General features: G+C 66.6%; 16 protein-coding genes. 10 read left to right on the forward strand and 6 right to left on the reverse strand.

Annotation, left to right across the window (positions count from 1 at the left end; genetic code table 11):
* The first annotated feature begins 345 nt into the window (after positions 1-345).
* On the forward strand, positions 346-3,426 hold the full coding sequence (locus KRR26_RS19390; protein ID WP_217080498.1) for a hypothetical protein: 3,081 nt from the start codon (positions 346-348) through the stop codon (positions 3,424-3,426).
* Between the two features lie 112 nt (positions 3,427-3,538).
* On the opposite strand, the gene KRR26_RS37660 is transcribed toward KRR26_RS19390, so the two are convergent.
* Positions 3,539-4,117, reverse strand: coding sequence for a DapH/DapD/GlmU-related protein (locus tag KRR26_RS37660; protein WP_120202406.1), 579 nt, complete (start codon positions 4,115-4,117; stop codon positions 3,539-3,541).
* A 172-nt stretch (positions 4,118-4,289) separates the two neighbouring features.
* On the opposite strand from KRR26_RS37660, the gene KRR26_RS19400 reads away from it, so the two are divergent.
* From KRR26_RS19400 to KRR26_RS19425, 6 genes are all read left to right on the forward strand, one after another.
* Positions 4,290-4,625 carry a putative quinol monooxygenase gene (locus KRR26_RS19400; protein ID WP_217080499.1) on the forward strand — a complete coding sequence of 112 codons (336 nt, stop codon included), beginning with the start codon at positions 4,290-4,292 and terminating at the stop codon, positions 4,623-4,625.
* A 140-nt stretch (positions 4,626-4,765) separates the two neighbouring features.
* Positions 4,766-5,956: a sensor histidine kinase gene (locus KRR26_RS37665; protein WP_217080500.1), complete on the forward strand. Its 1,191-nt coding sequence runs from the start codon at positions 4,766-4,768 to the stop codon at positions 5,954-5,956.
* Positions 5,953-6,759, forward strand: a complete 807-nt coding sequence (locus KRR26_RS19410; protein WP_120202413.1) for a LytR/AlgR family response regulator transcription factor — start codon at positions 5,953-5,955, stop codon at positions 6,757-6,759. The genes KRR26_RS37665 and KRR26_RS19410 overlap by 4 nt, the downstream gene beginning before the upstream one ends.
* 317 nt (positions 6,760-7,076) lie before the next feature.
* On the forward strand, positions 7,077-8,444 hold the full coding sequence (locus KRR26_RS19415) for a TolC family protein (protein ID WP_217080501.1): 1,368 nt from the start codon (positions 7,077-7,079) through the stop codon (positions 8,442-8,444).
* A gap of 5 nt (positions 8,445-8,449) precedes the next feature.
* Positions 8,450-9,607, forward strand: a complete 1,158-nt coding sequence (locus KRR26_RS19420) for an efflux RND transporter periplasmic adaptor subunit (protein WP_236068793.1) — start codon at positions 8,450-8,452, stop codon at positions 9,605-9,607.
* A 22-nt stretch (positions 9,608-9,629) separates the two neighbouring features.
* Positions 9,630-12,779 carry an efflux RND transporter permease subunit gene (locus KRR26_RS19425; RefSeq protein ID WP_217080502.1) on the forward strand — a complete coding sequence of 1,050 codons (3,150 nt, stop codon included), beginning with the start codon at positions 9,630-9,632 and terminating at the stop codon, positions 12,777-12,779.
* A 132-nt stretch (positions 12,780-12,911) separates the two neighbouring features.
* Here KRR26_RS19425 and KRR26_RS19430 read toward each other — a convergent pair whose 3' ends face one another.
* From KRR26_RS19430 to KRR26_RS19440, 3 genes are all read right to left on the reverse strand, one after another.
* Positions 12,912-13,886, reverse strand: a complete 975-nt coding sequence (locus tag KRR26_RS19430; protein ID WP_217080503.1) for an RNA polymerase sigma-70 factor — start codon at positions 13,884-13,886, stop codon at positions 12,912-12,914.
* Positions 13,883-14,479: a carboxymuconolactone decarboxylase family protein gene (locus KRR26_RS19435; protein ID WP_120202425.1), complete on the reverse strand. Its 597-nt coding sequence runs from the start codon at positions 14,477-14,479 to the stop codon at positions 13,883-13,885. Before KRR26_RS19435 ends, KRR26_RS19430 begins: the two co-directional genes overlap by 4 nt.
* Positions 14,480-14,582: 103 nt before the next feature.
* On the reverse strand, positions 14,583-14,969 hold the full coding sequence (locus tag KRR26_RS19440; RefSeq protein WP_217080504.1) for a hypothetical protein: 387 nt from the start codon (positions 14,967-14,969) through the stop codon (positions 14,583-14,585).
* A gap of 575 nt (positions 14,970-15,544) precedes the next feature.
* Here KRR26_RS19440 and KRR26_RS19445 point away from each other — a divergent pair.
* On the forward strand, positions 15,545-17,176 hold the full coding sequence (locus KRR26_RS19445) for a hypothetical protein (protein WP_217080505.1): 1,632 nt from the start codon (positions 15,545-15,547) through the stop codon (positions 17,174-17,176).
* 127 nt (positions 17,177-17,303) lie between these two features.
* Here the strand turns inward: KRR26_RS19445 and KRR26_RS19450 are convergent, their stop codons facing one another.
* Positions 17,304-19,115, reverse strand: coding sequence for a hypothetical protein (locus KRR26_RS19450; RefSeq protein ID WP_217080506.1), 1,812 nt, complete (start codon positions 19,113-19,115; stop codon positions 17,304-17,306).
* A gap of 650 nt (positions 19,116-19,765) precedes the next feature.
* Here KRR26_RS19450 and KRR26_RS19455 point away from each other — a divergent pair.
* Positions 19,766-20,023: a transposase gene (locus tag KRR26_RS19455; RefSeq protein WP_120202432.1), complete on the forward strand. Its 258-nt coding sequence runs from the start codon at positions 19,766-19,768 to the stop codon at positions 20,021-20,023.
* 308 nt (positions 20,024-20,331) lie between these two features.
* Here KRR26_RS19455 and KRR26_RS19460 read toward each other — a convergent pair whose 3' ends face one another.
* Positions 20,332-21,078, reverse strand: coding sequence for an FMN-dependent NADH-azoreductase (locus KRR26_RS19460; protein ID WP_217080507.1), 747 nt, complete (start codon positions 21,076-21,078; stop codon positions 20,332-20,334).
* Positions 21,079-21,222: 144 nt separating this feature from the next.
* On the opposite strand from KRR26_RS19460, the gene gcvA reads away from it, so the two are divergent.
* The gene (gcvA, locus tag KRR26_RS19465; protein ID WP_217080508.1) at positions 21,223-22,173 is read left to right on the forward strand and encodes a transcriptional regulator GcvA; all 951 of its coding nucleotides are present in this window, start codon (positions 21,223-21,225) and stop codon (positions 22,171-22,173) included.
* Position 22,174: the final 1 nt, after the last annotated feature.

Below are 22,174 nucleotides of genomic sequence, written 5' to 3' on the forward strand. Positions count from 1 at the left end.
TCGGATCCGCGAGTGGCCCTGCGATTGCTAATCCGGCCGCGTGATGATCGTCATCAGCCCGCTCGCGTCTCGACACGACCCCAGACGTCCACTCGAACCCATCCGACGACAGCGTCACATCCCCCGCAGGACAGGTCGCGAGCAGGTTGATGCCGACATTCCCCTGGAGTGACTCCAGGGGCTCGCCGCAGGCAACAGCACCGCATTCCCTCTCCGATTGATGTCTCGGCTGACGTCAAGCCCAGGCACCTCCGCGTGACGCGTCTCACCAGCGTCGTCACGCGCGGGCGCTTGGGCAGAAACGCCGGCACTCCGTCGTCACCCCCATCCCAGAAGGGACCGTCCGTGCCCACTTCGACACCTCCGCCGAATCCCACCCCGACCGGCATCATCAGCATCCCCGTCTCCGAGCCACTCGACGTCGACGGAGACAACGGCGAGTTCCGGCTCGTCCAGACCGGCTCCTCCATGGTCCTCGTTGGCGTCAACGACGACGACATGATTCAGGGCTACTTCAGCGACTCGACCGCCGCATACCTCAGCCGCCCCAAGGGCAATCCGAAGCGATTGGACCCCTGGACGGGGTTCACCATCGAGAAAGACTCGACGGAGTCCACGCTCAACTTCGAGACCTCGAAGCGCATTGGCGTGGTCGCGCGAGGAGGCCTGGTCTACGTCTTCTGGATTGACAGCGCGAACAACGGCCTGTGCGCGGCCCGGGTCGCCGCAGGCGCCACGCGCACCACGACGGACTGGTGCCAGATCAGCCTGCCCGCCTCGACGCCAGGAGGCAGCCCGACCCCCGTGGCGATCTCCGCAAAGGGAGTGTCGGCCTGCGCGGGCAAGGGGGATACCGAGATCCTCCTCAACTACGCCGCATGGGACTCCAGCAGCAACTCAGCGGTGATCTACCACCTGGTCATGGATACGATCGGGTACAACTCGCTCACCAATGACTGGGTTTGCCAGATTCCTCGCTGGTCCGTGAAGGCGCCCATCACCAATCCGAGCCAGTCCTCGTCGAACATCTCGCATCTCGATGTCCGCACCATTCTCGTCTCGCAGCCGGCGGACACCGCCACCAACCCTCCCATCAACTTCCTCATCGCGGCGTTGTGGGATGACGCGCACAGCACCACGACGACCTTCTCCTGGACGTTGGACGCCGCATGCCATGCCAGCGCCCCCTCCGCGCCAGCGCCCATGCTCCTTCCCTGGCCCAGTGTGGGCAAGAGCCGCAAGGCCCTGGGCACGAGCCTGGCCGTGGACCCCGCGGGAAGACTCGTCGCCCTGTTCGCGGACAACAATCATAGCAATGCGATCTCGCTCGCTGTGATTCAAGACATCCGGCCCCTGCGGCAGCTCAGCCCATCCGTCGCCGCGCCCACCTGGAAGGAGTATGGGAAGGTCTTCGCGAGCGCGGAAGAGGACACGACGGGGCCCCTGTCGATGACCTTCTCGGTGGGAATCAACCCGCAGTCGACGGGGCAGGATACGACCACCTTGCCCATCATCCTGGGGATGGCCTGGGTCCGTAACTCGAGTTCCATGGGCTCGCCCGTTCAGATGTCCTCGCTGAAGTATGGCGATTTCATCCTGCAGACCGCCCTCCATCCGCCGAAGCAACAGAACTCGGGCAGTCGGCTGCTCACCGCGGTCTGCGATCCATTCCCCATGCCGCTCCCCGCGCAGGAGGTCTGGGGCAATGCCAGCCCCGATGGCATGGCTGACTGGAACATGTTCGATTATGAGATGAACACGACCCAGGAGGACGTGGTCCTCAACGAGATCAACTTCTCCGGGAGCGTCGGCGTCCAGTTCTCCGTGGAGGCCAAGGCGGGGGCACTTGGGGTCCAGAAGGGCGGGAGAGGCGGAGGCTCGGTGAAAGTCGGGGCTTCCGGGCGCTTCGCCTGGCAGGACAGCAAGTACACGGCCCAGAGCATCAAGGTGCAGACGAAGGCCTACCGTCATCCCTACTTCCCCCTCGATGACGGGTCTCCCTACCTGGTCCGCCCCTACGGGTGCTACTTCGGGCGGTCCCTCTTCTGGTTGCGCTCCCAATACGGGACCGCGGCGAACCTCGCCTTCAACCAGGACACCCCGTTCACTCCGGCGCCGTTGATCGTGGCCCACTGGCCTGTCGCCTCGAAGGACTCCGATGAGACCGCGGCGGGCGACTTCTTCAGCTACGCCTGCACCCCCGGCGTGGTGGACTCCTATACCGAGGCGGCCATCAACGCCCGGATGTACAACCTGTATACCGAGTGCGTGAACCGGATGTTGACCGCCGGCAAGACGCAGGCGCAGATCAAGCAGATCTTCACGGCCCCGGACGGCACCGACCTCAGCACGTTCTACACCGGCAAGAACTACGTCGCGGCCGTCATCGCGAAGTACGGCACGGAGACCAGTCTCGATGGCCAGAAGTACCTCAAGTTCGCCATGAGCGGCAGCTCGGTCTGCGACGGCCAGTACCGGGTGTCGAACAGCGAGACGTCCGGCTTCGGCGTCCACCTGGAGATCAGCGCCTATGCAGGCTTCGTCCAAACCGCCGAGGGCCAGGCCATGGGCATCGGAGTCTCGGGCGAAAGCTACATCGGGGGAACGCTGGACTTCTCGTTCTCCTACAAGAACGACTCGACGACCACCAACTCGCAGGGCGTGGGGGTCTACACCTATCTGAATACGCTGGCACCGACCCAATCCATGTCGGCGCGGCTGTACATCCTCAAGGAAGCGTATCTGTGGGCGCTGGAGTTGCAATACTTCCCGACCATCGCGCGGGACTGGTACATCCAAGCCCTTCGCAACGCGAAGACCAGCGGGGAGATCTCCTCTCCCACGGATGAGCCGAACCTGGACATGCTCGCTGGCACCACGTCCGCGGACAACGTCCTGCTCTACGACGAGTCGCTGCCCACGCGCTTCCTGTTCGTCGTCACGACCTGGGACCAGGGACCGCAGCAATACACGCCCATCAATGTGCCCAAGGACCTTCCGGGTGGATACGACATCACCACCTTCAATTCTGGCATTGGGGACGGCACGACGTTCAATCTGCCGGGGCCCTGCGACGTCGCCTATGGCGCGAATGGCTGCTTCCGCTTCATCCCTGGGGTGACGGGCGCCATCACGTTCAACCAGGCCACGTTCGGAAACCCGGGCTCGGGGACCACGAACAAAGGCTACTACCGGCAAGTCGGCTATCCCAATCGCAAGGCATACAATGTCTCGCAGGACTTCACCCATGTCTGCGACGAAGGCCACTCGTATGATGTGGGCACTGAGCCCGTGACGGTGGCCTTCGGAATCGGCCAGAACTGGAACGTCGTGGGAGGGAAGACAGGGAACGTCACCGCCTCGGACGCTGTGTTTGGAGATCCGGCCGTGGGGAGCACCAAGGAGCTTCGGGTCCTGAACAAGTAGCCGCCACGTGGCCCCGGTGACGGCCTCGACACCGGGTTTGCCATGGCAAAGCCAGCCATCTGTCTCGGGTGACTCCTGACGAGCCTGGGTGCTCACCCGAGGCGATGGCGCATCACCACCGTCGCCGCACGGTCGCCTTGGTGCCGGCCACCAGGCTCGCGGCGGGCACGTCGTCGGTGACGACCGCGCCGGCCGCCACCACGGCGTCGCGCCCGATCTTGACGCCGGGCAAGAGGGTCGCGCCCGCGCCAATCCACGCGTTCTCCGCGACCTCGATGGGTGCGCCCGTGAGGTACAACCGCCGGTCCCCTGGGTCCACGGGGTGGCTGACGGTGATGAAGGTGACCTTCGGGCCAATCATCACGCCCTCGCCCAGTCGGATGCCGGCGTAGTCGAGGAACGTGCAGCCCTGATTGATGAACACCCGCTCGGCGAGCTCCAGATTCAGGCCGTGGTCCGTGTAGAACGGCGGATAGATGGTGACGCGCTTCGGGAGCGGGCGGCCCAGGATCTTCTCGAACAGCTCGGCCTTGCCCGCCTCGTCTTCGAACGGCAGGACGTTGAGGCGCGACGTCAGCTCGGTGGCCCGCAGCACCCGCTCGCTCATCGCTTTGAACTCGGGGCTGAAGGCCCGCTCCCCTCTCGCGAGGGACTCGGGGCTGTGGATGCGCATGAGGCGGTCGATGGGCATGCCGCGAGCTTCTCCATCGCCCGCAGCCACGTCCAGCGCAGAAAACGGGCTCGCGCCACGACGTGCGCCGAGGAGCAACGGCCCGCGCCTGCGTTATTCAGCGACTTCGTACATGCCGGGTGTTACGACTCGGCCGCCCTTCCATCATGCGCGGCCCGCGCGGGAGAACCGGATGAGCCTGACGGTGATTTGCGAGTTCAAAGCCCGGACCAGCAGCGAGGCAGAGTTCGTGCGGGTAGCCCGGGCCTTGGCCGCCGCCGTCACGACCGAGCCAGGGACGCTGCGCTACCAGTGGTTCGTCACGCAGAAGCCGGGCCACTATTCGATCATCGAGGAGTACGTCGACGCGGACGCGGCCGAAACACACAACAATCATGTCGCGCCCCTGCTCGGTGAGCTGTTCGCGGCGGCGGAGCTGGTGTCGATCACCTTCTTCGGGGCGCTCAACGCCTACATTCGCGAGTGGGCGACCGGCCGCGAGGGCGTCGCGGTCAACATGCCCTTGTGATGTCGCGCGGCGCGCACCCGCCGCTTGGCGCAACCTGCTCCCTCTTGGGGGAGGCAAGCGAACCCGTTGGCTGCATCCTGGAGCCCCTTGGCTGCACGGGGCCAGGCGCGGCTCCAGTTCGCGGCTAGAATCCGCGGGCCGTGGAATCCACTTCTCCCACCGTGCGCTCCGTCTCGCTGCCCTCCGTCGCGAACCTCCGGTCGGAGTCCGGAACATCGGCGTCGTCCGCGCTGCGTACCCACCTGCGCCGCCTGCCGATGATGATGCTCATCTTCGCGGTGCCCGGCCTCATCTCCTCGACGCATGCCTGGGCCTTCGCGCAGAGCAAGGACCCCAGCTACACGTTCGCGCGCGCCCTGTTGATGCAGGTGCCGCCCTGGCAGTTCTGGGCGTTCGCCACACCGTTGATCCTCACGCTCGGGCGGCGCTTCCAGTTGGAGCGCGACGTCTGGCCTCGGAGCCTCGCGGTCCACCTGAGCGCCCTCTTGTCGCTCTTGGTCCCCTACGTCTCGCTCGTCTACTGCGCCTCTCGCTCCGCGGGCGAGAAGTGGTACCTCGAGAACCCCCTGAGCCAGCTCCTGCCGCTGATGATGGCCAAGTATTGCATCATCAGCTTGCTCATCTACGGCGGCATCCTCTCCGTCGGGTACGCCGTCGAGTACCACCGCCGTTACCGGGAAGGCGAGCTGGCCCAGGCCCAGTTGGAGACGCGCCTGGTCCACGCCCAGCTCGACACCCTGCGCGCGCAGCTCCATCCGCACTTCCTCTTCAACACGCTCAACGCCATCTCCGTCCTCGTGCGCAAGCAGGACACCGCGGGCTCCATCCGCATGCTCACCGGCGTCAGCGAGCTGCTGCGCATGGCCCTCAACACGACAGGGCGCCAGCACGTCCCCTTCCATGAGGACCTCGACTTCCTGGAGCGCTACCTCGACATCGAGCAGACCCGCTTCCAGGACCGACTCCAGGTGGTCCGTGCCATCGAGCCGGTGACGCTCGGCGCGCTCGTGCCCAGCCTCATCCTCCAACCCCTGGTGGAGAACGCCATCAAGCATGGGCTCGCGCCGCGCTCCGGGCCCGGCCGCGTGGAGCTGCGTGCGTCGCGCGAGGGCACATGGCTCGTCCTGGAGGTCCTCGATGATGGCCCCGGGCTGGCGCCCGGCTGGGAGCACAAAGAAGGCTGCATCGGCGTCGCCAACGTGCGAGCCCGGCTGCTCCAACTCCACGGGGAGCGCCACACCCTCACGATGGAGAATCGCGTCGAGGGTGGAGTACGGGCCCGCCTGGAGCTGCCCTTCCTGGTCGCTTCGCCCAAGGCGCGCGGCACATGAACGTGGCCGCCGCCATTCGGACGCTCGTGGTGGACGACGAGCCGCTGGCTCGCGAGGGCTTGCGCCTGTTGCTCGCCACGGATCCGGACGTCACGGTGGTGGGCGAGGCGGGCCATGGACAGGAGGCCGTGCGCCTCATCCGCGAGCAACGGCCGGACCTCGTCCTGCTGGACGTGCAGATGCCGGAGTTCAACGGCTTCGAGGTGCTGGCCCGGCTCGACCCGGGTGAGGTTCCGGCCGTCATCTTCGTCACCGCGTATGACCGCTATGCGCTGCGCGCCTTCGACATCCACGCGCTCGACTACCTCCTCAAGCCCTTTCGCGACGATCGCTTCCACGACGCCGTCGGTCGCGCCAAGGCCCAGATTCGCCTCGCGCGGATGTCCGACCTCAGCCAGCGGCTGATGTCCGTGCTCTCCACCTATGGCGAGCGCGAGAACACGTCCGTTCCGGCCCCGCCTCCCGCCCCCACCGAGCCCTGGGTGCGGCGCCTCGCCATCCGCGACACGGGGCGCGTGGTGTTCCTCGACGTGGATGAAATCGAGTACATCGAGGCCGCCGACTACTACGTGCAGATTCACGCGGGCGGGAAGGCGTACCTCCACCGCGAGACGATGCAGAGCCTGGAGGCGCGCCTGGATCCGGAGCGCTTCATGCGCATCCACCGGTCGGCCATCGTCAACTCGCGGCGCATCCGCGAGCTGCGCAGCGAGGGACGCAGGGACCTCGTGGTGGTGCTCACGGGTGGCGCGGAGCTGCGCGTGGCGCGCAGTCACCGAGAGAAGTTCCAGAACCTGCGCTGAGCCGCGCGGGCCGGGCCACGTCACCTATCGTGAACGGAGGTTCCCGATGGGGCGGGGAGACACTTCTTCCTGAGTCCCTGGGCCTCCGTGCGGCCCATGCGTCGCGATCATCGCGGCCCAGGTGCGCGGAGCCATTGGCCCATTCGCCGCACGCGGGTGCCGGTTCACCGCGCGCCCCGCCTCACTGGCTGAACACTCCGCCCACGTGACGCCCACGAAGGCACTGTCCCTCCCGTCTCAGCCGAACACGGAGGCCGCCATGCCGCGCATGTCACCCGTCTCCTCCGTGGCGACCTTCCTCTCTCCACGTCTGGCGCATGGCCACTCCTACCGTCCTTCTCCTCGCCCTCGTCGCCGCGTCGACGCCATCCGAGCCCTCCCCTTCCGCGCATCCACCGGACTTCGCCCAGCCCCGGGTGGAGGACGCGATGCTCGCGCCCGTGCCCCCAGCGGCCCGCTCGGTGACGACGTGGGGCGAGGCGCTGGCACTCCTTCGCGAGCGCTCCACGGACCTCCGGAGCACGGAGGCCGAGGTCGAGCGTGCCAGTGGCCGATGGCGACAAGCCCTGTCTGTCTTGCTGCCCAACGCGCGTGTCCAAGCCAGCGTGGCCACGGACGTGCTCCACCCAGACACGCCCGTGGGCGCCAACACTGGCACGAGCACGCGAGCCCCCTCGTCGCCACTGGGCACCGTCACCGCGACGTTGACGCAAACCGTGGTGGATGTGGGGGCGTGGCGCGGGCTGTCCGCGGCGCGGGCCGCGGAGGTGGGCGCGACCGCGAGCCTCCACGACGCTCAACGTCGCCTCACGTTGGGACTGGCGCAGGCCTTGGTGGCCACGGTGGCCGCCGAGCGCGCCGCGGAGATCAACCGCGTGGGCCTTCAACAGGCCCTGGAGCGCGAGGCCCTCACGCGACGCATCGTCGAGCTTGGCACGGGCAACTCCCTGGACGAGGTGCGAGTGAGCCAGGACGTCGCGGTCGCGCGCGGCACGCTCATCTCGGGTGACGAGCAGCTGCGTCGGGCGCGCGAGGCGCTGGGGCTCACGTTGGGCCTCGACCATGCCGTGGGCGTCGCCCCGACCTTCAATCTCCAGGGACTGGTGGAGCAGACACGGCAGGAGTGCGCACCGCTGGCGCAGTTGGACGCGAGGCCGGACCTCGTGGCGGCGCGGGCCCAGGTGGAGTCCGCGCGCGACAGCCGGCGTCAGGCATCCGCGGGGTATCTGCCCACGCTCGGAATCACCAGCACCCTCTACGGACTCACCACCGACCCCGGCTTCGGCCGGTTCTCCACCTGGAACGTCGCCGCCGTGTTGGCGGTGCCGCTTTGGGAGGGAGGAGCAAGAGGCGGGCTGATGCGCGAGCGGACGGGCGTGGTGACGCAGGCGGAGATGGCGCTGGAGCGAGCCCGTCGCGACGCCTCGCTGGAGGTGACGCAGGCCCGTCGCGCGGTGGACGTCGCCGAGGCGCTGAGCCAGACGGCGGCGGAATCCCGAGACCTCGCGAGCCGGACCGATGCGCTGACTCGCCGCTCCTTTGAGATGGGCCGTGGCGGGAGTCTCGACCTGGTTCAGAGCGGCGCGGCCCTGCGACAGGCGGAACTGAATCTGGTGCTGCGTGATTTCGAGCGAGTCCAGGCACGCCTGGCCGCATTCCTGACGGAGGCTCGGTGCGATTGGTGATGTGGATGAATTCCCGTGAGGCGCGGATGAAGTCGATATGGATTGGGGTGGTGGGTGTCGCATTGGCTGGCTGCTCAGGGACAACGGCCCCTCCAGCCAAGGCCCCGCCGCGCGAAGTCGAGGTGGTCTCCATCGCCCCGCTGCCCGTGCGGGATACGGGCGAGTACCTGGGCTCGCTGATATCGAGGCAGAGCGTCACGGTGCTGCCACAGGTGGCGGGGTACGTTCGCCGCATCCACGTGCGCCCTGGCGAGAAGGTGGCTGAAGGCGCGGTGCTGGTGGAGGTCGACGCGCGCGAAGAGGTGGCCACGCTCGAGAGCGCGCAAGCCCAGCTCAGCGCCTCGAAAGTGAACCTGGAGCTGACCCGCCGCACGCTCGCTCGAAGCGAGGCGCTCCACGCGGAGGGGCTCGCGAGCAAGCAGGAGTTGGAGAGCGCCAAGGCCCAGGTGGAGGCCGCTGAAGCGGCCGCGCGGGCCTCCGCCGCACAGGTGGCGCAGCGGCAGGTGCAGCTCCAGCTCCATGCGGTGCGCGCGCCCTTTGCGGGCACCATGGGGGACGTGCTGGTGCGCGTGGGTGACTTCGTCAGCGCCTCGACACCGCTGACCAGCGTGGCCCAGGCGGACCTCCTGGAGGTGAGCGTCGCCATTCCGTCCCATCGCGCCCGCGCGATGAAGCCAGACACCACCCTGGAAGTGCTCGACGCTCGGGGTCAGGTGCTGCTCACCAGCACGGTGTTCTTCATCGCGCCCCAGGCGGACCCTCGCACGCAGTTGGTCGAGGTGAAGGCTGCCTTTGGAAACACCCTGGGCCTGCGCCCCGGAGAGCTGGTGCGCGCTCGCATCGTCTATTCCGTCCGCAAGGCCTTGCTGGTCCCAGCGCTCGCGGTGGTCCGTCAGAGCGGCCAGCCCTTCGCGCTGGTGATCCGAGAGAACGGAGACAAGACAGTGGTGGCGCGCCGCCCCATCACCCTCGGGCCCCTGGGAGACCAGTCCTATGTCGTGGAGGGAGGACTCGACGCGGGGGACCTCGTGGCCGTCTCGTCGCTGCACGCCCTGCGCGACGGGATGGACGTGACGCTGAAGACCTCACCGTCCGCGCCTCGCGCCGAGGCGACGCGGATGGCCCCTCCTGAAGACAGCGCCCTGACCGGAAGCCGGCACTGAAGCCTGGGAGCTCGAACGCGCCATGTTCATCGATTTCTTCATCCGCCGACCTGTCTTCGCCAGCGTCTGTTCCATCGTGCTCACGCTAGGAGGAGCCATTGCTCTCACCACGCTCCCCATCGCCCAATACCCAGACCTGGCCCCACCGCAGGTGACGGTCATCGCAAACTATGTGGGCGCCAGCGCGGAGGTCGTGGAGAGCGCCGTCACGGTTCCGTTGGAGCAGGAGCTCAACGGAGTGGAGGGCATGCGCTCCATTGCGTCAAGCAGCGGCAATGACGGCAGCAGCCAGATCACCCTCACCTTCGAGCCCACACGGGACATCGAGGTGGCCACCATCGACGTGCAGAACCGCGTCAGCCGAGCCGCAGCGCGCCTGCCTTCCCAGGTGAACCAGACAGGCGTGGTCGTCAGCAAGGCGTCCAACCAGGTTCTCTTGTCCGTGGCGATCTTCAGTCCGGACGACCGCTACGACACCAAGTTCCTCAGCAACTACGCGGACGTGAACCTGAAGGACGCCATCAAGCGTGTGCGTGGCGTGGGCGACGTGCGCATCTTCGGCGAGCGCAAGTTCTCCATGCGGTTGTGGTTGGACCCCACGGAGCTGGCTCGGCGCAAGCTCACCCCTCAGGACGTGACGCGTGCCTTGCAGGAACAGAACCTCCAAGTGGCAGCGGGACAGGTGGGGCAACCTCCGTCCGCGAACGAGCAGCCCTATCAGCTCGCGGTGCGCGCCCGGGGCCGACTGGTGGAGCCCGCCGAGTTCGGCGACATCGTCCTCATGCGCCAGCCTGACGGCCAGAGCGTGCGCGTGAAGGACGTGGCGCGCGTGGAGATGGGCGCGGAGAACTACAGCACGCTGCTGCGCTTCAGTGGAAAGCAGGCGGTGGGCATGGCCGTCCTCCAGTTGCCCACGGCCAATGCCCTGGACGTGCGTGACTCCGTCTTCGCGGAGTTGGAGCGGCTGTCCAAGCAGTTCCCTCCGGGCCTGCAGCTCCAGACGGGCACCGACACCACGCTGGCCGTGCGCGCCACCGTCCATGAGGTGCTGCAGACGCTGGTGGAGGCCATCCTCCTCGTCATCCTCGTCATCTTCCTGTTCCTGCATGGGTGGCGCAGCGTCCTCATCACCGCGCTCACCCTCCCCGTCTCCTTGGTGGGCACCTTCGTCTTCGTGCGGTGGATGGGATTCTCCATCAACACGCTCACGCTCTTCGGACTGACGCTGGCCACAGGACTCGTGGTGGATGACGCCATCGTGGTCATCGAGAACATCGAGCGCATCATGGTGGAACGGAAGCTGCCCGCGGACCGCGCCGCTCGCGAGGGCATTCACGAAGTGGCGGGGGCGATTCTCGCCATCTCCATCGTGCTGGTCGCGGTGTTCGTCCCGGTGGCGCTCTTCCCAGGTACCACCGGCGCCATCTATCGCCAGTTCGCGCTGACCATCGCCGCGTCCGTGGCGATCTCCACCTTCTGTGCCTTCACCCTGACTCCCGCCCTGAGCGCGCGGATGCTCGCGCACTCGTCGGGCGAGAAGTGGGCGTTCTTCCGCCAGGTGGACCGGGTGCTCGATGGGATGCGGGCCGCCTACGGCCGCAGCCTGCGCTGGCTGCTCAAGCGCCCGGTCATCGTCCTGGTGGCCTTCCTCCTGTGCATCGGCGCCATGGTCGCGCTCATCCGAGCCACGCCGCTAGGATTCATCCCCGATGAGGACCAGGGCTACCTGCTCGTGTCCGTGTTGGGTCCGGAGGGGACGTCGCTGACCCAGACAGAGAAGGTGATGGAGCAGGTAGAGGCGGTGCTCAAGGCACAGCCCGAGGTGCGTGCCATCTTCGCCAACGGCGGCTTCTCGGCCTTCGGCACGGGCTCCAACATGGCCAACATCTTCGTTTCGTTGAAGCCCTGGCCGGAGAGACCACGAGCAGACCAGTCCGTGGCCGCGCTCGTGGAGCGACTGCGGGCACCGCTCGGTCGCATCGGTGGCGCGCGCGTCATCCCCTTGCAGCCTCCGGCAATCCGGGGGGTGGGCGGCGTTGGTGGATTCCAGTTCGTCGTCACGGACACCACGGGCACCTACTCGTTGGATGCGCTGGCCTCCTCGGTCCAGGACCTGATGGCGAAGGGGAGTGAGGAGCCACGGCTCCGCGGCGTCTTCTCCGGCTTCAACGCGGACACGCCGCTGCTGGACGTGGAGGTGGATCGCCAGAAGGCCAAGGCGCTCGGCGTCCCCATCGAGCAGATCTTCAGCACGATGCAGGTCTACCTGGGCAGTCAGTACGTCAATGACTTCAACTACGCGAGCCGCGCCTACCGCGTCTATGTGCAGGCCGAGCAGCAGTTCCGAGACAGCGCGACAGACATCAGCGCCTTCTATGTGCGCAGCGACAGCGGAGACATGATTCCACTGGAGTCGCTAGTGAAGGTGGTGCCCACGGTCTCCGCGCAGGTCATCCGCCACCACAATCTCTTTCGCTCGGCGGACCTGAGCGGCCAGCCGGCACCGGGCGTGTCCTCGGAGCAGGCCATGGAGGCGATGGAGTCCCTCGCCGCGCGCACCCTTCCGCAGGGAATGGTCGGCGAGTGGACGGGCGTCAGCCAGGAGCAACGGCAGAGCGGCGCGGAGACGCAGGTCATGTTTGGACTGGGCCTGCTGTTCGTGTTCCTGGTCCTCGCGGCGCAGTACGAGAGCTTCAGCCTGCCGCTCGTCATCATCCTCTCCGTGCCCCTGGCCATCCTGGGCGCGCTGGGGCTCCAACTGCTGCGCGGGTTCGCCAATGACGTGTTCTGCCAGTTGGGGCTCGTCATGTTGGTGGGACTGGCGAGCAAGAACGCCATCCTCATCGTCGAGTTCGCGGAGCAGCTGCGCGGGCGCGGCAAGAGCACCGTGGACGCCGTGGTGGAGGCCGCCGAGGTGCGGCTGCGCCCCATCCTCATGACGTCGATTGCCTTCCTCCTGGGCGTGGTGCCGCTGATGACCGCGCAGGGTGCGGGCGCCGCCTCGCGCAACTCGTTGGGGACGGCGGTGTTTGGCGGGATGCTCGTGTCCACCGGGGTGAACTTCGTCTTCATCCCGGGCCTGTACGTGCTGATGCAGAAGCTGCGCGACCTGGCGAGCCGCCTCGTCCGCGGACAACAGGGCATGCGCCATCCCGTGGAGGGGGAGGCCTGAGGCTGGGGCAGTGCCTCTCCGGACAGTGTCTGCCCAAGGCACGCTCGGAGAGGCGCCCCCATCACGGGCTGCGCGCTCTCCGCGTCAGCGCCCGAGCCCCTCGACGGCTCGGGCGCTGCTGCGTCCTGCACGCTACCGGCTCAGGGATACCTGCTGATTGAGCCGGCCCATCTTGTGTGGGTTCCGCATGGCGTAGATCCGGGAGATCCGTCCGCGCTCGACGACGACGCTGATGGCGGTGTCAAATTCGCCAGCGACGTCGACCCGCAGCGCGGGCGCACCGTTGATCCATACCGTCGAGACCTGGGCGTCCACGGCGACCTTGGAGAAGCGAGAGAGCGCTCCGGCCACCCGGGCGCCACCGACGAGCGGACGCAGGACCGCCGCCACCACGCCGCCGCCATCGGCGACCAGCACCACGTCCGGGGCGAGAACATCGAGCAGGCTCTGCAAGTCGCCCGAATGGACCGCGGCCTGGAACCGCTGAAGGACGACCTCTTGCTCCGCGCGGTCCACCTGCATCCGCGGTCGCCGCGCGGCCACGTGCTCTCGCGCGCGGTGGGCGATCTGCCGGATGGCCGCGGGGGTCTTGTCGAGCATCGGGGCGATCTCGTCGTATGGCAGGTCAAAGACCTCCCGAAGCACGAACACCACCCTTTCGGCCGGAGTGAGCGTCTCCAACACGGTGAGCATCGCAATCGAGACGCTCTCCGCGAGTTCGACGTCCTCGGAGACATCGGGGCTGGTCAGCAACGGCTCGGGGAGCCACTCGCCGACGTAGTCCTCCTTGCGCCTCGCCAGTGTGCGCAGTCGGTTGAGAGCCTGCCGGGTGACGATTCGAACCAGATAGACGCGCGGGTCGCGCACCTCGGCCCGGCCCGCATCCCCGATGTCTGCCCATCGCAGCCATGCCTCCTGCACGACGTCCTCTGCATCGGCCGCGGAGCCGAGCATCTCGTACGCGACCGTGAAGAGCAGGCTGCGATGGGAGGAGAAGTGAGCCTCCGCGCTCGGTGGAACCTGGGCCTCCTCAGGCGAGGAGGCCGAGACGGGTGCGTCGCCGGGAGGCGCTACCCCAGGCGACGGCGGGCGCCCAGAGGCCGTCATGACGCGGACACAACTCCCAACTGTGCGCTCGGCAGGCCCTTGGGCTTCAGGCCGCAGGCCGCGGAGAAGCCCTCGGCCTCGATGCCCAGCGCCGTGTTGGTGCGGGTCGTCATCTGGGCGAAGCCGATGATGGAGGTGAGCTCGATGAGCGCGGAGTCACCGAGCTGCGCGCGCAGGCTCGCGACCATCTCATCGGTCACTCGTGGAGGGGTCTGGCTCATCGCCTCGGCATACTCCAAGACCTCCTGCTCCAGGAGGTTGAACGCGTTGGACTGCCGCCACTGCGGGACTTGCTGCGCCTTGTCCAAGTCCAGCCCCTTGTTGCGGGCCATGAAGTAGTTGAGGTCCAAGCAGAACGAGCAGCCCACCAACGAGGCCACCGCAATGTGCGCATAAGACTTCAGGCTCTCATCGCATGCGCGCCACTGATGGAGCTTCTGCGAGAACCCCATCTGGGCCTTGAGCACTGGCAGGTTGTGCCACAGCACACCGAAAGCCTTGGGGACCAGGCCGAACATCCGCTGGGCGAACATCTTCACGATGGCGCCGTAAAGGCCGGTGATCTGCTTCGGGGGAATCCTGTTCGAGGACATGTCACGTCTCCGGGTGTCAGCGTCGGATTGCTTCGACCTGAAGACACCGGGCGCGCCAACGTTGTGACACCCCATTTCGAAGCGCATTTTCCGGCCAGCCCGCTCACAGGAACGGGCACTCCGGGTCGCGGATGGCCATGAGCCGAACGGTCCACTCCGAGTGCCCCGAGGGTTCCTGGCCGGTCCCCAGTTCCAGCGTGTACCCCGGGCGCGTCCACGACAGGGCGAACTGCCGGGGGTCCTGGCCCTCCACTTCATCGGAACCCAAGTGAGGATCGACGCGCCCTGGGCCATAGCGGCGACGCAGCGTCTCCGCGAGGGAGTCGACGAGGGCTCGCCGCTCCTCCTCCAACCGCTTCGCGCAGTCCGCGAACGCGTCCCACTCCGTGGGGCACGTCGCCGCCGGATTGTCGATGTGCTCGACGACGAGCACGCCCGTGGGCAATCCACCCCGCCGCATCAGGCGCACGCGGGCACTTCCGAAGGGCATCAGCCGAGCGCCGCCCCACCGCAGAACGCCGACCGTGTGGGCCGCTTGGGAATCAAAGTCGCGATTGTAGATAGTGGCTTCGGGGAGGCGGGCCCGCAGCGAGGCTTCCGTGGAGTCCCACGTCACGGGGCCAAAGAGTTCAGGAAGTGGCGCGTCAGCCCCACTCGAGTCAGACAGGGGCGGTGCACTTCGGCACGCGGACAAAAATGTGAGGTGAAGAGCCACACCGCAATGAGCCACTGCGTTCGCATGAAGGAGCCTCACTCGAAGAACCGCCGCCACCGTGACACACGGCGGCAGCGGCATCGCAGCCCAGTGCAGGTGCGATGCCGTGTCCGAGGGGCCAGCGAGGAATGCGCGGCCACCATCCAAGGCACGACCTGGTGCGGCGGCATTGGAGCCCTGAGGAACACGAGGCCCGCGGTGTGCCGCCCGATGAGATTGCGCGAAGCGACTTCCTGCCTTACGGTCGCCGGGAACATCCCGCGCGTTCGCGGTCGGTCTCGCCAGCCGGTCCCAATTCGGCGTTGGAATTGCCCCTGCAGTCCCAGATGGTGTGGTCCTCGCGCGAGAGCATGGCCGCGCAGCTCGTTTCTCTGATCAAGAGTTCATCCCCAGAGTCCACTGACTCCCGGGTGAAGGTTCGCTACCTCTCCTTGCTCGACGTCTTCGGGAGCGCTGAGCAGCTTCCGATCCTACGCGAGCTGATCTTCGACCCTCTCGAGTCCTATCACGTCCGTGTCAATGCTCTACGTGTGGCCAAAAGGTTCGGCCTCGCTCTCCCAAGCCACGAGTTCATCCAGTTGGGTCAGCAGACTACCCATCAGGATGCGTCGGAATTGAGCTTGAGCATGCTTTTCGACTTCGCGAAGCTCGAGTCCTTCGACGACCTCATGAAGGAGGCGCTGCTGCGACTGTCTCCCGAAGAGAGGAGCAGGCTGCTCGGATTTCCTTTCGATGTTCCGCAGCCCCTTGAGATGGAGACGTGGCTGTTCGAGCACTGGCACCAGTTCGACCGACATCTGATGGAGGCGCCGGATGCAGGCGACTCCGAGGACGTGACGATCAACACCCGTGTCGCACTCGTCCACTGGGGCCGCCCCGAAGCGTGGCAACTGCTCCGTGAATGGAGCAAGGGGCTGAGCGACGAGAGATTGAGGGCTCTGCTGAAAAGACTCAGTTGGGCAGGTTGCGAAGTGGTGGCGCAACTAGCACGCACTTCGAGTGCCATCCATCACGAGGCCGCAGAGGGGCTCTTGCTCCCTTTCAATGAACTCCTCGCACATTGGGGAGAAGAAGGACTGCTGCATCGTCTTGACCGTGTCGTGCAGGCAGCGCATGTCCCGCACATCGCACCGCGAGGGATAGTCGAGCCCCCGATGTTCTTCTCGCGTGCGGTGGAGCTGCTAGGGGAATGGGAAGTTGCCCGGCACCGTGTGTTGTACCGACATCTCTGTGACTTCGGCATGGCGCTGGACGTGCGACTCATCCTGTACGAACAGCTCCGAAAGCACGAACCGGCCGCCGCTGCACGTTGGGCGCTCGTTGCTTTGCGATACCCCCAGAATATGGAGCTCCTTCGTCGAGTCCTCGCGCACTTCATGGTTCAGCCTCCAACCGCGGAGGACCAACCCGTGCTCCAGGCGGCACTTCGAGCAACGGACCCGTTGGTACAACTTCCTGCGCTCGCCGGGCTGCTCACCTTGGGCGAGAGTGGGCCAGGATGGGTGGATCGACTCCAGACACTGTCAAATGCCGAGATTCATGGCCTTCGCCTCCTGGCCATCGCCGGACTTCTTCGTTCTGGCCAGCGAGAGCGACGGGATGCCTTCTGGCGTCTGTTCATCGATGAATCCGACATGAAAATTCGCAATGCGGCCCTGCGGTGTCTCGCAGGACTGAATGCCGAGGACAAGCGCGCCTTGTGGTTGAACGGATTCGCAAAGGTGCCTGCCACGCCAGGGGGAACACCTCCCAGGTCGAAGAATGGACGCGCGCCCAAGAGTGCGTTCGAAGCGCTCTCCTGGAGCGGAGACGAGAAACACCTTTCCCGCCTGCTGGGGTTGCGACTGAAGGGAGTGATCCGACAGGCCTTCGACGACCACTTCAGGCATCACCTGGCCCGCCAGGAAGGAGAACCCGTTGCGCCTTGGCCCCCTCGAAAGACTTCGGAGCGCTGGTGTGAAACCTGTCTACTTTACGAATAACAAGCGCGCTCCATGTGCGGACGCGCCCAATGAGACTCGTGAGGACAACGCACACGGTTTGCTGGAGCGCCACTGCATCCTCCCACCGAGACGGGCTCGGAGGGCCAGACAGTAGCTATCAGCCTCTTCACTGCGAAGCCAGGTAGCGATCGGGCCTGGGCCCGTCGACCCTGAAATCGAACAAGAAGTACGGCGGAACGCAGGCCCCTGTCCCAGGGGCACTGCCCGGGTATCGGCCGCAACCATAGTCGTCGCGACAGGGTTCATCGACAGAGCAGGCGCGCGAAGCCATGCCCGCCACGAGCCCTCGCTTCCGGACGCACTCTTCAATCGGCTCATCCAGGGGAAAGCACACCTGCTCATAACTGGAGACGAGCATGGACGTGCACACCGAGGACCCCCAGCGTGCACCGGGCCGGGCGCAGGCCACGCTGCAGAATCCGCGCGGGAACCCGTAATGATTGGCGATGCACGGAATGGCGTCAGGGGGCTGCCCCTGACACACCTCGGGCGAATCGGCGACGATCTGGTCGCCGCTCGCTCCCGGGCGTGCCACCACCCGCGCGTTCTCACAGGCGTCACCGGCGGTCCGCATCGTGGGCGCGCAGAACCCGACCTCGTCGTGGTGACTGTCGCGGCACTCGAGCCCGGCCATGCATGTCCAGTCGGCGAAGCTTGGGTCTCCGAGCCCACAATGCGAGCCGTAGATGCCAGCCGAGGAGGCGCGCTCGGGAAACGGCCGCGGCTCCGTGAAGGATGTCCCGGCCGCCACGCTGGCGAGCATCCGGGAGCGCCAGCCGAGCTCCTCGTGCAGGTGCGGCGAGACGCCCACCGCGAGGGCATTGAATGTCTGATTCGGATCGCGCTCCTCGCCGGGGAGGTGGAAGCCCGCCACGGACCGGCTCTGGTGGCAGCCCGTACACGTGAAGCCGTCCAGCCGTCGCAGCAGTCCTCGCGGGGAACGAACCCGCTTCGCGTTGGCATAGGGAAGGCTCGCGAACGCGCCCGAATCCAGCTCCGCCTTGAAGAGAGCGCTGAAGACACGATTGGCGGGCCTGGAGAGTCCTCGAGGGCTCACCGAGATGGCCCGCGTGGCCAAGAACCTGTCCGGGATGACGGCGCGCCCAGAGTCGATGTCCAAGAAGCTCTTCGCGATCCAGTCCGCGAGCGCCTTCTGCTCCATCGGGTTGAGATCCGCCCGAGGCGTGTTGAGCAGCAGCCGCGGCACGAGGCGATCCGACCGAACATCGAAGGACCTGAGGACGTACTCCGCATGATCATCCGCATCGGGGGTTCCCGGCCCGTGCAGGTTCTGGAAGTTCGTCTCGAGGCGACTCATCGGTGGCAGCTGGGTCACCAGCCGCGCCACCGCGGCGATTCTCTCGGAGGCGTTCTCCGGCAGCGCGAGCCACTGCCGGGCAATCGCCTTGCAACTCCCGCCCGGCCCCATGGGCAACGGACGGATGACGTTGATCGTCAATGGGAGGCGGACGACAGGCCGGCCCTGCGGCTGCAAAGAGAGGCGATAGATGAGCCGGAGCTGGCCACACTCCTTGGGCGTCGCAAAGCGCATGTCGAGTCGGTTGACCACGCCCACCAACTGGAAGCTGGCGCCGGGCGCGCGCAGCCACTTCGGATTGAAGACGTAGTTCACACGCTTGGGGTCGAGCGGGAACTGATTGAGGGCGATGCCGTCCCGACTGGACAACTCGGTCATGTCGCGCTCGATGACCGAGACAAAGGACGCATACCGTGGCGACTTGAGGAGGCTCTGTGCGTCCTCACCCGGAGCGCCCAACTGCCGCCCCAAAGACAGCCCCTGCTGCTCCAGCAGGATCAACTCCGCGGGGTCGGTAAGAAGCAGTCCGGGGGGGCGCGCTGGCGAAGGACTCGGCGGCGTGCTGGGCGCTGGCAAGAACTGCGCCGGCGCGGCGAGCACGGGCGAAGGAAGTGCTGATGCGCCGGGCGATGGGGCCATGGAAAGGAGCGGAGGACGGGCTGGGGGTCGCTCCGATGGCTCACTCGAACAGGCGGCACATAGGAGTGCGAGCATGGTTGCGATGACCCGAGCGCTGGAGGGGCGCACTCCGGGAACGCCGCCTTCGGCCCCGGTCATCCCCCACCCACCAGCGCGCTCACTGGCGGAGGTCCGTGGCGCAATGCCAGGAGCCACGGAGCAGTCTAGAAACAGCCGGCCTGCGACCCTCGTCACGACTTCTTCGTTCGGCGCGACCCCGGACACGGCATCTCCTACTCACTGGATGCGTCGGGACGTACCCTCTCGACTGCGATGCGACAGATAGCGTCCCGACATCCGCAATAGAACGACGAAACGTCCCCGACTGCTCGAATGCCTCGCGACATCCTAAACCAACGCTCGTGATTCCCGCACGGCCTCAGACAGTGGACCTGAGGCCATGACGGCGCAGGGATGGACTGACCGAGCGCCGACCGTTGCGGACAGTGAGGTAGGCAGGCACGCGCAATCGGAGTGGTGTAGCCCCCTGAAGAGGCGGACAGGCTCGTTCGGATAGAAAGCGAGTCTGATGATGGAGAGGAAGGCGAAAGAAGAGGCGCCGGAGGCGGGGCGTGGAGAGCCAGGAGGACGGCGACGGCGCTACTCGACAGGAGATGCTGTCGGAGGCAAAGGGGCCCGGCAGCAGCGTGTCTGTGGTGGCATGCAAGCACGGCGTCAATCCCAGCCAGCCGTTCCGCTGGAGGCAGCTGAAGGAGGCCGGGAGCGTGTCGGGGCTGAAGGCCGGCGAGGCCGTGGTGCCCGAGTCCGAGATGCAGACACTCAAGGCACGGGTGCGCGAGCTACAGCGACTGTTGGGCAAGAAGACGTAGGAGGTGGAAGTCTTGCGGGACGCGATTGCCTTGGCGCGCGAAAAACTGCTATCGCCCGCGGCCTTGTCCAAGCTGGAGTGCATGCGGTGAGCGCGGTGACGCGGGTGCTGGGCGTCGCACGCTCCAACTTGATGCGGACGCCAGAGTCTCGGCAGCCCCGAGTGAATGTGTCGAGGAGGATCGAGTCAGCTCACGAAGCGCATGTCTTCAGACAGCTTCCACCGTGCCGCGCGGGCGGAGAGCGCATAGGCCCTTCGAGCCTGTTGCCTGGGAGCGCCATGCACGGCGGAAGTGAACAAGAGCGGTCGTCACGACGGACTGGAGACGTCAAGCGTTCGCGCTTCGAGCTGTCCGAGCACCGCGGGACGCATCACGCGTGGCGCCCACTCCCGCAGCAGCCGGGCCACGAGGGCATCCACTTGGTCCTCCGCCTGGGCGATGGAGTGCTTGAGGCGCTCACCGCCAAACTCGTCGTACTCGATCGCCACGGAGTCCACGTCCGTGATGCCCATGTAACCAAACGCAGTGCGGATGCTCGGCTCCACGTGGTTCATGGCCTCGATTCGCTCGCCGCGCCCATAGCCGAAGTCGCCACGTGAACTCAGGATGACGAGCTTCTTGCGCGCCTCGGTCAGCAGCGGCCAGTAGGGGTCGCCGGCTCGCGAGCGGTCGAACCCGAAGGTGCGTCCCACGCGGACGATGTTGTCGATGTATGCCTTGAACTGCGCGGGCACGTTGAAGTTGTACATGGGCACGCCCGCGACGATGAGGTCCGCGTCGAGCAGCTCATCCACCAGCGCGTCGCTCTCGGCGAGCACATCGGTCATCCACGGTTCCCGCTTCGCGGGAGGGGTGAAGGCCGAATGAATCCAACGCCCCGTCACAGGAGAGGGCGGAGCCTGCCCGACGTCCCGGTAGACGACGGTGTCGCCTGGACGGGCCGCTCGCCAGCCCGCGACGAAGCGGGAGGACAGGCGACGCGTATGCGAACCATGGGGCGTCTGCTCGGACCCGCCTGCGCGGGCGCTCGAATCGAGATGAAGAATCGTGGCCATGGAATGTCTCCAACGGTGGTTTCGGTTGAGGCCCGCTCATCCATCGAGCGGACCGGACACCCGGGGAAATAGGAGCTGGCCACATTGCTGACAAACGCGTATTCCTCAGGCAATGGCTGAACTACATTCATCCGTTGGTGCGTCATGAGGGACCTCCCACCTCTGTCAGCGCTGCGGGCCTTCGAGGCGGCCGCACGGCAGCTCAGTTTCAAGAAGGCCGCCGAGGAACTCTCGGTGACGCCCACTGCCATCAGTCACCAGGTGCGTCAGTTGGAGGAGTGGCTGGGGCTCCAGCTTTTTGAGCGTCACGTTCGTCGGGTGGCCCTGACCCGAGCAGGGAGAGCGCTGTTCCCGGTGCTGCGCGAAGGCTTCGACACCCTGGTGCGTGGCATCGACGCGCTCAGGGCCCCCCCCGCACAGGACGTCCTCACCCTCACCTCCACGGTCGCGTTCATGTCGAAGTGGCTGGTGCCGCGGGTGCCCGCGTTCCGGGCCGCGTGTCCCGGCTTGGACCTGCGACTTCACGCCTCCGATGAAGCCGTGGACCTACGTTCCGGAGACGTGGACCTGGCCATCCGCTACGGACGAGGAGCCCATTCGGGCCTGCGCTCGGAGCTGCTGTGCCAGGACCGCTTCGCGCCCGTGTGCAGTCCGCGATTGGGAGTGCGCGGCCAGGAGGACCTTGGCCGACACCCGCTCATCCACTTCGAGTGGCGTCGCGTCGAGGAGGCGACACCCACGTGGAGCCGGTGGTTCGCGAGCATCGGGCGGCGCTACCGTGCCCCCGGCGGCGAGCTGCGCTTCTCCGAGGAGTCGCACGCCATCCAGGCAGCGATTGCCGGACAAGGCATCGCGATGGTCAGCCTCGTACTCGTCGCCGAGGAGCTGGCAAGCGGGGTGCTCGTGCAACCATTCGGGCCGGAGCTGGAGGGATTCGCGTATCACCTCGTCTACGTGGACACGCCACGGAACGCCGAGCGGCTGGGGCGTGTGCGCCAGTGGCTGCTCGCCGAAGCGAAGCTGCTGGAGGCTCGGGAGTCACGAACCCAGCGCCCGGCGAGCAAGCCAAAGCCAGACACATCCCGTCGGAGCTGAG

Origin of the sequence: Citreicoccus inhibens (genome assembly GCF_019039035.1) — a bacterium.
Classification (GTDB): Bacteria; Myxococcota; Myxococcia; order Myxococcales; family Myxococcaceae; genus Citreicoccus; species Citreicoccus inhibens.